A 12,905-nucleotide genomic window follows, 5' to 3' on the forward strand; every position below is an offset into this window, starting at 1 on the left:
TCCCGGCGGTCCGCATGCCTCCAGCGCGCTGAAAGGCGCGTGCGTTCCCGGCTGCACGCCGGTTCCAGACCCGTATTCCCATGACAGGATTCAGCCCATGTTCGGCGCACTCGCCAAATCCCTTTTCGGCTCGTCCAACGATCGTTACGTCAAGTCGCTGCGCAAGACCGTGGAGCAGATCAACGCCTTCGAGCCCACGATTTCCGCGATGGATGACGAGACGCTCGTCGCCCAGACCGCCAAGTTCCGCGCCAGCCTCGCTGAGGGTGCCACGCTCGACCAGATCCTGCCGGAAGCCTTCGCCACCGTGCGCGAAGCCGCCAAGCGCACGCTCGGGCAGCGCCATTATGATGTGCAGCTGATCGGCGGCATGGTGCTCCATCGCGGCGAGATCGCCGAGATGCGCACCGGCGAGGGCAAGACGCTGGTCGCCACGCTCGCCACCTATCTGAATGCGCTGGAGGGGAAGGGCGTCCACGTCGTCACCGTGAACGACTATCTGGCCCGGCGCGACTGCGAATGGATGAGCCGGCTTTACAATTTCCTTGGCCTCACCACCGGCGTGATCGTGCCCAATCTGAGTGAAGCGGAGCGGCGCGAGGCCTATGAGGCCGACATCACCTACGCGACCAACAACGAGCTGGGCTTCGACTATCTGCGCGACAACATGAAGTATGAGCGCAACCAGATGGTGCAGCGGCCGTTCAACTTCGCGATCGTCGACGAGGTGGACTCGATCCTGATCGACGAGGCGCGCACGCCTCTCATCATTTCCGGCCCGACGGACGACAAGTCCGAGCTTTACATCGCTGTCGACAAGCTGGTGCGCCAGCTCTCCGACACGGACTTCGAGAAGGACGAGAAGCAGCGCAGCATCGTCCTGACCGAGGACGGGACCGAGAAGGTCGAGCGCATGCTCGAGGAAGCCGGGCTGCTGCAGGGCGCCAATCTCTACGATTTCGAGAACACGCAGGTCGTTCATCATGTGAACCAGGCCCTGCGCGCGATCTTCATGTTCCGGCGTGACATCGATTATATCGTGAAGGACGGCAAAGTCGTCATCATCGACGAGTTCACCGGCCGCATGATGGATGGCCGGCGCTGGTCGGACGGGCTGCATCAGGCGGTGGAAGCCAAGGAAGGCGTCAACATCGAGCCCGAGAACCAGACGCTCGCCTCGATCACGTTCCAGAATTATTTCCGCATGTATCCCAAGCTGAGCGGCATGACGGGTACGGCCTCGACCGAGGCGGCGGAATTCTACGACATCTACAAGATGAACGTGGTGACCATCCCCACGAACCTGCCTGTGCAGCGCCAGGACGACGAGGATCTTTTCTACAAGAGCCTCGAGGACAAGTTCAAAGGCATCGCCAAGACGATCAAGGAACATCAGCTGAAGGGTCAGCCGGTGCTGGTCGGTACGGTGTCCATCGAGAAATCCGAGCTGCTGTCCGCCTTCCTGAAGCAGGAGAATGTGCCGCACAGCGTGCTGAACGCGCGCTTCCACGATAGCGAGGCGCGAATCGTGGCGCAGGCGGGCCGGCTCGGCGCGGTCACCATCGCGACCAACATGGCCGGTCGCGGCACGGACATCCAGCTTGGCGGCAACCTCGAATTCCGCGTCGAGGACGAATTGAATGCCATGCCCGAGGGCCCCGAGCGCGACGCCGCGATCGAGCGCATCCGGGAGGAGATCAAGACCGAGCGGCAGCAGGTGCTCGATGCGGGCGGCCTGTTCGTGCTCGGCACGGAGCGGCACGAAAGCCGCCGCATCGACAATCAGCTGCGCGGCCGGTCCGGCCGCCAGGGCGATCCGGGCCTCAGCCGTTTCTACCTGAGCCTCGATGACGATCTGCTGCGCATCTTCGGGCCGGACACGCTCTTTGCCCGCATGATGCGCTCCTCGCTCGAGGACGGGGAGGCGCTGCCGCCGTCCAAGTGGATGAGCAAGGCGATCGAGACCGCGCAGAAGAAGGTCGAACAGCGCAACTACGACATCCGCAAGCAGGTCGTCGAATATGATGACGTGATGAACGACCAGCGGAAGGTCATCTACGAGCAGCGCAGCGACATCATGGATGCCGGGTCCGTGAATGACGTCGTGACCGATATGCGTCACGAGACGATCAACGGCATCGTGGGAGCGGCCTGCCCGCAGGGCACCTATCCCGAGCAATGGAATGTCGAGGGATTGAAGGCCGATGTGGAGCGCACCCTTGCGCTGACGCCCGATATCGACGGCTGGCTCAAGGAAGACGCGGTCGATCCCGAGATTTTCGTCGAGCGGATCATTGCCATGTCCGATGCGGCGCTGGCGGAGAAAACCGCGCAGATCCGGCCCGAGACATGGGCCAGCATCGAAAAGAGCATCCTGCTCCAGAATCTCGATCATCACTGGAAGGAGCATCTGGCCACGCTCGATGCGCTCCGGCAGGTGGTGCATCTGCGCGCCTATGCGCAGAAGACGCCGATCAACGAGTACAAGCAGGAAGCCTTCGCCCTGTTCGAGCGCATGCTGAACAGCATTCGCGAGGATGTGACGAACACGGTCAGCCATATCGAGTTCCAGTTGCAGGAACCGACCCCGCCGCCGCTGCCGGACCTGCCGGACTTCCTTACCAGTCACATCGATCCGTTCACCGGCGAGGACAACAGCGCGGATATCGACGCGGGAACGCGCGGCCTCATCACCACCACCATCCCGCGCATGGCGCCGACGATGGCGGGCGCAACGGGCGGCGATAATCCCTATGCCGACCAGAATATCAGCCGCAATGCGCCGTGCCCCTGCGGGTCGGGCGAGAAATACAAGCACTGCCACGGCGCGCTGGCCTGAGCGCGCGCCTGCTGGCCCGGCGCCGCTCGCGCGGAACCGGGCCGGTTACTCCCGGGCGAGCCAGACCAGACCGAACAGGCTGACCATGCCGGCGGCGGTCAGATAGAGCCCGACCGCCCCGATCCCGTGCGTCGCGACGAGATATTGCGCAACGATGGGCGCCATGGCGCCGCCGAGAATGCCGCCGACGTTGAAGGCGAAGGACGAGCCGGAATAGCGCACGCGGGCCGGGAAGAGAGAGGTGAGCCACTCGCCCAGCGGCCCGTAAGTGAAGCCCATGACGAGCAGCGCCACGGCCAGGGTCATGAAGAGCAGGGCAGGCGCATCGGCATTGAACCCCGCGCCGAAGACGAAACCGAGCGGCACGGTCGCCGCGCAGCCGGCGATCAGCGCTTTGGCGGCCGATTGCCGGTCCGACCACCAGCCGGCGAGAATGATGCCCAGCGCCAGCATGAAGATCGCGGCAAGCTGCATGGACAGGACCTGGTCGCGCGCCATGCCGAGGGTCGTGGTGGCATAGCCAAGCGCGAAGGCCGTGGAGATGTAGAAGAGCGCGAAGCACGCCACGACCGCGAGCGTGCCTGCCATGGTTGCGCGCAGATGGCGCGTCAGCAGCTCCGCCATCGGGATGCGGGCCGGAGGCTCAGCATCGAGCGCGGCCCGGAATTCCGGCGTTTCGCCCAGCCGCAAGCGCACCCACAGGCCCAGGATGACGAGCAGGGCACTGGCGAGGAACGGGAGGCGCCATCCCCATGCCAGGAACTCGGCTTCGCTCAGCCAGAGGCCCAGCACGAGGAACAGGCCGTTTGCGGCGATGAAGCCCAGCGGGGCGCCGAGCTGCGGCATCATGCCGAAGCGCCCGCGCCAGCCGGGCGGCGCATTCTCCACCGCGAGCAGCGCGGCGCCGCCCCATTCGCCCCCGAGGCCCAGCCCCTGCCCGAAGCGCAGGATGCAGAGCAGCAACGGCGCCAGCCAGCCGATCATCGCATAAGTCGGGAGGAAGGCGATCAGGAACGTGGAGCCGCCCATCAGCAGCAGCGAGGCGACCAGCGTCGACTTCCGGCCGATCCGATCGCCATAATGACCGAACACCGCCGCGCCGAGCGGTCGGGCGAGGAAAGCAAGCGCGAAGCTGGCATAAGCGGCCATGAGCTGCGCGGTGGGGGAACTCGCGGGAAAGAAAAGCGGCCCGAAGACCAGACTCGCGGCGGTCGCGTAGATATAGAAATCGTAGAATTCGACCGTGGTGCCCACCAGGCTGGCGACCAGCACTCGCCGATGCTGCATCATCGCGGCAAGGCCGCCTCGCGTCGTTTCGGTCAAGACATTCCCCTCCTGCTGACCGGTACGTTCACTCCGGCGCTTGCGGCGCCGTGCCCTGATCTCCGGTTCGCCGCAACTGGTTCAGCACCTCATAGGCCATCACCGCCCCGGCGACGGACGCGTTCAGGCTGTCGGCACGGCCCATCATCGGAATTTTCACCAGCAGGTCGCAGGCGGCTTCATAGCCGGCAGGCAGGCCGCGCGCTTCATTGCCGATCAGCAGGAAAGCGGGCGGGACATAGGCGGGGGCCTGATAGTCCTGATCGGTGTTGAGGCTGGTGCCGATGAGCTGACCCGGCCCGGCGCGTAGCCAGGCGAGGAATTCATCCCAGCCTGCATGCGCGATGGTCTGCGTGAAGATCGCGCCCATAGAAGCGCGCACGGCCTCCACGGAGAAGGGATCGACGCAATCATCGACCAGTATCACGCCGCCCGCGCCCACGGCGTCGCCGATGCGCATCAGCGTGCCGAGATTGCCCGGATCGCGCATCGCCTGCGCGACGAACCAGATGGGCGCCCGGGCGCGGTCGAGTGCGGGGAGGGGCGTCAGCCGATCGCGATAGACGCCGATGAGGGTCTGGGCATTGTCCTTGCCGGACATCTTGCCGAGAATATCCGGCGTGGTGAAGATCACGTCGCCGCCGGCCGCTTCCACCGCATCGATCAGCGCGCTGGCCAGGGGATGGGGGTCCGCGCCGCTGGCGAGGAAGATCATCTCGGGCAGCACGCCCAGCTCGCGCGCTTCGGTCAGGATGCGCAGCCCTTCGGCAAGGAAAAGTCCTTCCCGCTTGCGCAGCTTCTTCTCGCGCAGGGAGCGGACCCGCTTGACGAGCGGATTGGAAAAGCCGGTGATTTCTCGGGCCAAGGCGTCTGTGCCTATTCCTCGCCGAAGCGATCCTGGACCAGTGCGGTCATGGCGGCCAGAGCTTCCTCGGCGCCTTCGCCCGCAGCGGAAATCGTGATGTCGTCGCCCATTGCCGCGCCCAGCATCATGAGTCCCATGATCGAGGTGCCGACGACTTCATGACCATCCTTGCGCACGGTGACCGTCGCCTTGAGCCCGCTGGCGAGCGTCACGAATTTCGCGCTGGCGCGGGCGTGCAGGCCCCGCTTGTTGGCGATGCGCACGGTCTGGCTGAGCATCATCCCGCTCACTGGATGTCGCCGAGCAGCTCGGAAGCCACGCTGATATACTTCTTCCCGGCTTCACGCGCTGCGGCCACGGCCTGCGTCACGCTCATCGTGCGCCGCGCGCTTTCCAGGCGGATCAGCATTGGCAGGTTGATGCCGGCGATGACCTCGATTCGCCCGGCATCGAGCAGCGAGATCGCGAGATTGGAAGGGGTGCCGCCGAACAGGTCGGTGAGCAGGATGACTCCCGATCCGTCATTGACCCGGTCGACCGCCGCGGCGATATCGGCGCGGCGCGCTTCCATGTCGTCATCGGGACCGATGCAGACGGTCTCGATCGCCTCCTGCGGGCCGACGACATGCTCCATGGCAATGCGAAATTCGGTCGCAAGCCCGCCATGCGTTACGAGCACAAGTCCTATCATGTCGATTTAGCGCCCCGCCCTTCAATTACCGTTTGTTTGCCTTGGCGCCGGTTCTCATAGGCGTCCAGCTGCACCGATTCCAGATTGCGGTGCATGATGGTGGGCGAAAAGCCAGCCGCGCGCAAGCGCTGACCGATCTCCTCCGTCACGCAGACGGACCGATGTCTCCCCCCGGTACAGCCGAACGCAATGGTCACATAAGCCTTGCCGTCCTCGCTGTAGCGCGGAAGGACGGTCCCGAGAAGCGCTTCGATCTGGCCGACGGCTTTCTCGAACAACGGGTCGGCCATCACATAGTCGCGCACTGGTGCGTCAAGCCCGCCCAGATGGCGCAGGTCGTCCTCCCAATAGGGATTTCTCAGGAACCGCATGTCGAACATGAGATCGGCATTGCGGGGCACGCCCCGGGCAAAGCCGAACGACAGCAGCGTGAGGGTGGATTCGAAGCTGCCGGCAAAGCGCTGCCGGATCGCCTGCTGAAGCGCATTGCTGGTGAAGTCGCTGCTGTCGATGAGATGCTCTGCGGCCCGGCGCAGGGGCTCCAGCAATTCGCGCTCCCGGGCAATGCCGTCTGCCGCAGGGCGATCGGGGGCGAGAGGGTGGCGCCGCCGGGTCTCGGCATAGCGCCGTTCAAGCACGGTTCCCGAACAATCCAGGAAAAGCATCTCCACCTGATTACGCCCCTGATCGCGCAGCGAGGCGATGACGGACAGGACGGTGTCGGCAGCAAAGCCGCGCGTCCGGCTGTCGATGCCGATGGCGAGCGGGCGATCCTCTCCGGCGGCATAGCCCTGTGGCGGGGGGGCCGCGAGCAGCCGGTCCAGCATCGTGAGCGGGAGATTGTCCACCGTTTCCCACCCCGCATCCTCCAGGGTGCGCAGACTGGTCGATTTTCCGGCGCCCGAAAGGCCGGTGACGATCAGGATGGACTTGGGGGTGGGCGGGGGAATCATGGCAGCTTTCCGGTGAGGTTGGTCCGCTTCATGGCCCATTCCGCCTTTATGGGGGCTGAAGCGTCGAGGCCACGCAGCACGATGAGCGGCAGCATGATGCCGTGCAGAAGGATATGAGTGGAAGTCTCGGGCATTCTCGGCGGTTGCTCGTCCAGTCGGATCGCCAGCAAGGCCGGCACGTCGTCCATATAGGGCATCTCCACGATCCCGAGGTGCCGGATTTCCATCTTTCCCGCGATGTTCGGCGCGGCGCTGAGGCGCAGGCCTCCGTCTTGCACACGCAATTGCGTGTAATCGTCGCTGATGAGCGTGGCGCCCCGGTCGATCAGCCGCAGGGCGAGATCCGATTTGCCCGATCCGCTGGGCCCCATGATGAGGAGACCCTGGCCGCCGATCGCCACGCTGGATGCGTGCAGGACATCATCGGCACCTTCGCTCATCATTCGCTTTCCTGCGCTGACGGTGCCGTGGTCCCCGGCATGGTGAAGACGAACCGGGCGCCTTTCTTGCCGTCCGCCCTGCCTTCTACCCAGATCACGCCATGATGTCCTTCCAATATGGTGCGCGCGATCGCCAGGCCGAGCCCGCTATGCTTGCCGAAGCCGTCGCGCTCGGGACGCACGCTATGGAAACGCCTGAAGATCTTTTCGCGCTCCGCTTCCGGTACGCCGGGGCCGTCATCCTCGATCGCGACCTGCACCTGATCGCCCTGCTGCTCGGCAAAGAGGCGCACCCGGCCCCCTTCGGGCGAGAAGGAAATGGCATTGTCGATCAGATTGTCGACGACGCGTGCGATCTTCTGGGGGTCGCCCGTCACGAAGAGGCTCCCCCGCCCGGGGCCGGCATAGCTCACTTTGACCTGCGGGACGCCCTGTCGGGGCGTGTGTCCCCGGGCGATGCGGGCGATCAGGCGGCCGAGATCGATGCGCTCGAATGGCGTGCGCGAAAGTTGCGCATCGATCCGGGAGGCCTCGGCAATGTCGCTCACCAGCCTGTCCAGCCGACGAACATCGTCCTGCGCGATGTCGAGCAGCTTTGCCTGCAGCGCGGGGTCCTTGATCTGGCTGAGGCCTTCCAGCGCGGACCGCAGCGATGCGATGGGGTTCTTGAGTTCATGGCTGACATCGGCGGCGAATGCGTCCGTGGCATCGATCCGCTGGCGCAGGGCCTGGCTCATGTCCGAGATCGCGCGCGCGAGCATGCCGATCTCGTCGCGCCGGTCCGGCAGGCGGGGGACGATCACCTCGCGTGCACGCCCGAGCCGCACGCGCACCGCCGCCCGCGCCAGCCTGCGCAGCGGCAGGACGATCGTGCGCGCGAGGAAGAGGGAGAGGAGGACGGAAGCGATGATCGCCGCCGCCAGCACGAGGCTGATGCGCAGGCGCTCGGCACGGACAATCTCGGTAATGTCGCTGGCGTTGATGGTCGCCAGCAGCAATTGCCTTTCCCCGGGGAGGGGATGGGCGACGCTCAGGAAAGGCGTGCGATCCGGCGCGAAGCGGTAGGCCGCCTGTGGCGTTCCGCTCCGCATTGCGTCGCGCGCTTCCGGCCAGCGATCCAGCCTGTCGGTCGCGGGCTCGACGAGATAGGGCGGGGCGGAGGCGAGGGCGATCGTTTCCACCACCCGATCGATGCCGCGGGCCAGTCTGATATGCAGCGGATCCTGCTCCGGGCGCCGCAGCCGGTAGGTCGGCGGAGCGAGCCCGAAACTGTCGACCACCTTGTCTCCCGGCGCGTCATAGAGGCGCAGGCGCATGCCGGTCGTCTGGGCGGACCGCGCCAGAAGGGAGTCCCGGTCTCGCGCCCGGGCCAGTTCCATCGCCTTGACGATGAGCGCGGTTTCGCGGCCCATGGAGACGAGCCGTCCGTCGATCAGCCGCGTGCGATAGCTGTCGAGATAGAAGAAACCGCCCGCGAGAATGGCGAGCGCGAAGACATTGACCGCAAGGATGCGGCGCGTGAGCGAGATGCGCGTGGTCCATTCACCGCTCGCATGCCGCTCCTCATTCCTCGCTGAAACGATATCCGGCGCCATATAATGTGTCGATCGCGTTGAAATCCGGCGCGACGTCCCGGAACTTCCGGCGCAACCGCTTGATGTGACTGTCGATCGTGCGGTCGTCGACATAGATATCGTCCTGATAGGCGGCATCCATGAGCTGGTTGCGCGTCTTGACGATGCCGGGCCGCAGGGCCAGCGCCTCCAGGATCATGAACTCCGTGACTGTGAGCGACACATCCGTTCCGTCCCATTGCACGCGATGCCGCGCCGGATCCATCGTCAGGCGGCCGCGCCGGATCGTCTCGGCTGTTCCTTCCGTCGGCGCCTCGTCGTTCGTGTGGGTGAGCGCGGCGCGGCGGAGCAGGGCGCGGATGCGCGCGATGAGCAGCCGCTGGGAAAAGGGTTTCGCGATATAGTCGTCCGCGCCCATGGCGAGGCCGAGCGCTTCGTCCAGCTCGTCGCTCTTCGACGTCAGGAAGATGAAAGGCAGGCTGCTCCTCTCGCGCAGGCGCCGCAGCAATTCGATGCCATCCAGGTTCGGCATCTTGATGTCGCAGACGACGAGATCGGGAGGATTTTCCGTGATCGCCTTCAGGGCTGCCTGCCCGTCGGGATAAAGCCGCGTCAGGAACCCCTCAGCGATCAGGGCGATGCTGAGCGAGGAGAGAATGTTGCGGTCGTCGTCGACCAGGGCGATCGAAGCGCTCATCGAGCCTTGCGCGGTGCCATGTCATTGCGTGAACGACCCGATTAGACCAAGCGCCTTTCCAGCGCAACTCGGGGGCAAATCGTTACGGCAAGACGACCGGGTGCTCACGCGCGATGAGCCGCGCGCCCGTGTCCCGTTCCGTGGCAGTGCACAATGCATGTTGTTTGACGCTGACAGGTCAATTGCTTATGCGCAGATGACAAGTGCAATTCATTGTGACCATTGGTCCTGCGCGCCGTCAGACCGGCAGCGCAGGACAGTGAACCAGGAGACAGGTGTGCAGGCCAAATCTTCCTTCGACTTGAGCGAACAGGGCATTTCGACATCGGCTGCCGTTCATTGGAATCTTCTTACGGCGCCTCTCGTCGAGCACGCGGTTCGGAACGGGGAAGGCCATCTTTCCAAGGACGGGCCGCTCGTGGTTGCCACCGGCAAGCACACCGGCCGCAGCGCCAAGGACAAGTTCATCGTTCGCGATGCGACGACGGAAGACACCATCGGCTGGGGCAATGTGAACGTCCCGATGGAGCCTGCCCATTTCGAGGCTCTGAAAGCCGATTTCCTGGCGGCCCTGAACGAGAAGCCGCAGCTCTATGTCGCCGACCTGTACGGCGGCTCCCAGCCCGAGCATCGCGTCAACGTGCGCGTCATCAATGAGCTGGCCTGGCACAATCTCTTCATCCGGACCTTGCTGGTGCGCCCCGAGCCGTCGGAATTGGCGGACTTCGCCCCGGAATACACGATCATCGACCTGCCCAGCTTCCGGGCCGATCCGGCACGGCACGGCTCCCGCAGCGAGACGATCATCGCCGTCAACTTCACCGAGAAGCTCATTCTCATCGGTGGTACGGCCTATGCCGGCGAGATGAAGAAGTCGGTCTTCTCGATCCTCAATTATCTGCTGCCCGCCAAGGGCATCATGCCGATGCACTGCTCGGCCAACATCGGCCCGGACGGGGACACGGCCGTGTTCTTCGGCCTGTCCGGCACGGGCAAGACCACGCTCTCGGCAGACAAGAGCCGCACGCTCATCGGCGATGACGAGCATGGCTGGTCGGACACGGCCGTCTTCAACTTCGAGGGCGGCTGCTATGCCAAGATGATCCGCCTGTCCGCCGAGGCGGAACCGGAGATCCACGCCACCACCAAGCGTTTCGGCACGGTGCTGGAGAATGTGGTGATCGACCCGCACACCCGCGAGATCGACCTCGACGATGACAGCCTGGCCGAAAACAGCCGCGGCTCCTACCCGATCCATTTCATTCCGAATGCGTCGAAGGACAATCTGGGGCCCGTGCCGCAGAACATCATCTTCCTCACGGCCGACGCATATGGCGTGCTTCCCCCGATCTCGCGCCTGACGCCCGATCAGGCCATGTATCACTTCCTCTCCGGCTACACCGCGCGCGTCGCGGGCACCGAGATTGGCGTGACCGAGCCGAGCGCGACCTTCTCGACCTGCTTCGGCGCGCCCTTCATGCCCCGCAAGCCGAGCGTCTACGGCAATCTCCTCAAGGAGCGGATCGCCAAGGGTGGCGTCAAGTGCTGGCTGGTGAACACCGGCTGGACGGGAGGCAAATATGGCGTCGGCTCGCGCATGCCGATCAAGGTGACGCGCGCTCTGCTGAATGCCGCGCTCGATGGCAGCCTCAATGATGCGGAATTCCGGATCGATCCGAACTTCGGCTTCGAGGTGCCGGTCGCCGTGGCAGGCGTGGACAGCACGATCCTCGATCCGCGCGCGACCTGGACCGACAAGGCGGCCTATGACGAGACGGCGCGCAAGCTCGTCCAGCAGTTCGTCGAGAACTTCGCGCAGTTCGAGAAGGACGTGGATGCTTCCGTGCGCGACGTCATGACGGTCGCTGCCTAAGCAGGGACCGACAGCGCGCGCTGCGTGCTGATCGGGTTTGATTGTTGAACGCCGGCCATTCGATCGCGAATGGCCGGCGTTTGCTTTTCCGGTCCTGGAGAACCCAGCTTCCCACTCTTCCCTGCGGGGGCGGGGAAGGGGTGCCAGCGCGAAAGTTTTTGCCTGACCTTGAGGCGGCTCAGGTCTGTCCCGGGGGAAGAGAGGCGATCCCCGGCATCTCCGGCACCGGCTCGACGGTCAGGATCGATCCCGAGACGCCAGTAATCCGCACATAGCTTCCCGTGGATGCGTCCGGCCCGGAGACGGGCCAGCTGCCGTCATCGACCCGTACCCGTCCTTCGCCATGGCTGATCGCCTGCGTCACCACGACCGTCCGCCCGATCAGCCGCGCCGTGCGGTCATTGAGGAGCGGGTCTTCCGGCTCGACGGGACGGGCAAGATACCAGAGCCGGCCTCCGCTGATTGACAGGGCGCTGAAGATGGCAAAGGCCAGCCACTGGAAAGGCTCGCCGATCGGCAGAAGCAGCACGGCCCCGGCGGTCAGCGCGGCGGCAAGGGACACCCAGATCAGGAACACGCCGGGCGCGAGGAGCTCGGCCGCGGCGAGGATGATCGCCAATATGCCCCAGAAGATCGATGGATGGATATCCCCGAAGAGGCCGCCGATCATGGCGTTCGCGTCCGGGGCACGCCCGCCGGCGGACGCTCGGCCCTGGCGGGCTCATCGGTCCCGAGCGCTTCCCGGGCAAGCTGGCCGATGCCGCCCAATGTGCCGATGAGCTGCGTCGCCTCGACGGGAAACAGGATGGTCTTGGCATTGCTGGACGTGGCGAACTTCTCCACTGCCTCGACATATTTCTGCGCGATGAAATAATTGATCGCCTGTGCGTTCCCGCCGGCGATGGCGTCGCTCACCATCTGGGTCGCCTTCGCTTCCGCCTGAGCCTCGCGCTCGCGGGCTTCGGCATCGCGAAATGCTGCTTCGCGCCGGCCCTCGGCCTCGAGGATGCGGGATTGCTTCGCGCCTTCCGCGCGCAGTACTTCCGAGCTCTTGAGGCCCTCCGCTTCAAGGATGTTTGCGCGCTTCTCGCGCTCCGCCTTCATCTGCCGCGCCATCGCGTTCACGATGTCCTGTGGCGGACGGATGTCCTTGATCTCGACGCGCGTGATCTTCACGCCCCAGGCGTTGGTCGCGTGATCGACGACGCTGAGCAGGCGGGCGTTGATCTCGTCGCGCTTGGAAAGTGTCTCGTCCAGATCCATCGAGCCCATCACGGTGCGCAGGTTGGTGGTCGAGAGCTGGAGCAGCGCGACGCTGAGATTGCTTACCTCATAAGCCGCCTTGGCTGCGTCCAGCACCTGGAAGAAGACCACGGCATCGACCGACACCATCGCGTTGTCGCGCGTGATGATCTCCTGCGAGGGAACGTCGATCACCTGCTCCATCATGTTGATGCGGCGGCCCACCCGGTAGAAGAAGGCAGGATAGAGATTGAAGCCGGGAGAAGCGACCTCGGTGAACTTCCCGAACCGCTCGATGGTATAGCGATGGCCCTGCCGGACGATCTTCACGCTGGCGGCCAGATAGAAGATCACCAGAAAGGCGATGAAGAGAGTGAATGTGATCAAGTCCATGGCGATGGCCTCCTG

12 protein-coding genes are annotated in these 12,905 nt (G+C 64.8%); 2 read left to right on the forward strand and 10 right to left on the reverse strand.

The genetic code is table 11. From position 1 onward, the window contains the following. Positions 1–97 precede the first annotated feature (97 nt). On the forward strand, positions 98–2,839 hold the full coding sequence (secA, locus tag SLG_RS07245; RefSeq protein ID WP_014075797.1) for a preprotein translocase subunit SecA: 2,742 nt from the start codon (positions 98–100) through the stop codon (positions 2,837–2,839). A 45-nt stretch (positions 2,840–2,884) separates the two neighbouring features. On the opposite strand, the gene SLG_RS07250 is transcribed toward secA, so the two are convergent. The 8 genes from SLG_RS07250 to SLG_RS07285 all read right to left on the reverse strand — a co-directional run bounded on the left by SLG_RS07250 (position 2,885) and on the right by SLG_RS07285 (position 9,382). Then, the gene (locus SLG_RS07250) at positions 2,885–4,129 is read right to left on the reverse strand and encodes an MFS transporter (protein WP_083853455.1); all 1,245 of its coding nucleotides are present in this window, start codon (positions 4,127–4,129) and stop codon (positions 2,885–2,887) included. A gap of 61 nt (positions 4,130–4,190) precedes the next feature. Further along, entirely contained in the window at positions 4,191–5,027 is an 837-nt protein-coding gene (locus SLG_RS07255; RefSeq protein WP_014075799.1) for a TrmH family RNA methyltransferase, read from the reverse strand. A gap of 11 nt (positions 5,028–5,038) precedes the next feature. Next, positions 5,039–5,308: an HPr family phosphocarrier protein gene (locus SLG_RS07260; RefSeq protein WP_420825243.1), complete on the reverse strand. Its 270-nt coding sequence runs from the start codon at positions 5,306–5,308 to the stop codon at positions 5,039–5,041. A 5-nt stretch (positions 5,309–5,313) separates the two neighbouring features. Further along, the gene (locus tag SLG_RS07265) at positions 5,314–5,718 is read right to left on the reverse strand and encodes a PTS sugar transporter subunit IIA (RefSeq protein WP_014075801.1); all 405 of its coding nucleotides are present in this window, start codon (positions 5,716–5,718) and stop codon (positions 5,314–5,316) included. After that, the gene (gene rapZ / locus SLG_RS07270; protein WP_014075802.1) at positions 5,715–6,671 is read right to left on the reverse strand and encodes an RNase adapter RapZ; all 957 of its coding nucleotides are present in this window, start codon (positions 6,669–6,671) and stop codon (positions 5,715–5,717) included. Before rapZ ends, SLG_RS07265 begins: the two co-directional genes overlap by 4 nt. After that, positions 6,668–7,111 carry an HPr kinase/phosphorylase gene (locus tag SLG_RS07275; protein WP_148276521.1) on the reverse strand — a complete coding sequence of 148 codons (444 nt, stop codon included), beginning with the start codon at positions 7,109–7,111 and terminating at the stop codon, positions 6,668–6,670. Before SLG_RS07275 ends, rapZ begins: the two co-directional genes overlap by 4 nt. Further along, complete coding sequence (locus SLG_RS07280) at positions 7,111–8,706, reverse strand: ATP-binding protein (protein ID WP_014075804.1); 1,596 nt, start codon at positions 8,704–8,706, stop codon at positions 7,111–7,113. Before SLG_RS07280 ends, SLG_RS07275 begins: the two co-directional genes overlap by 1 nt. Then, the gene (locus tag SLG_RS07285) at positions 8,675–9,382 is read right to left on the reverse strand and encodes a response regulator transcription factor (RefSeq protein WP_014075805.1); all 708 of its coding nucleotides are present in this window, start codon (positions 9,380–9,382) and stop codon (positions 8,675–8,677) included. The genes SLG_RS07280 and SLG_RS07285 overlap by 32 nt, the downstream gene beginning before the upstream one ends. A 277-nt stretch (positions 9,383–9,659) precedes the next feature. On the opposite strand from SLG_RS07285, the gene SLG_RS07290 reads away from it, so the two are divergent. Then, positions 9,660–11,255 carry a phosphoenolpyruvate carboxykinase gene (locus SLG_RS07290; protein WP_014075806.1) on the forward strand — a complete coding sequence of 532 codons (1,596 nt, stop codon included), beginning with the start codon at positions 9,660–9,662 and terminating at the stop codon, positions 11,253–11,255. Positions 11,256–11,433: 178 nt separating this feature from the next. On the opposite strand, the gene SLG_RS07295 is transcribed toward SLG_RS07290, so the two are convergent. Then, positions 11,434–11,925: an NfeD family protein gene (locus SLG_RS07295; protein WP_014075807.1), complete on the reverse strand. Its 492-nt coding sequence runs from the start codon at positions 11,923–11,925 to the stop codon at positions 11,434–11,436. After that, on the reverse strand, positions 11,922–12,890 hold the full coding sequence (locus SLG_RS07300; RefSeq protein WP_014075808.1) for an SPFH domain-containing protein: 969 nt from the start codon (positions 12,888–12,890) through the stop codon (positions 11,922–11,924). Before SLG_RS07300 ends, SLG_RS07295 begins: the two co-directional genes overlap by 4 nt. Between the last annotated feature and the right edge of the window lie 15 nt (positions 12,891–12,905).

It is taken from the genome of Sphingobium sp. SYK-6 (genome assembly GCF_000283515.1).
GTDB lineage: Bacteria > Pseudomonadota > Alphaproteobacteria > Sphingomonadales > Sphingomonadaceae > Sphingobium > Sphingobium lignivorans.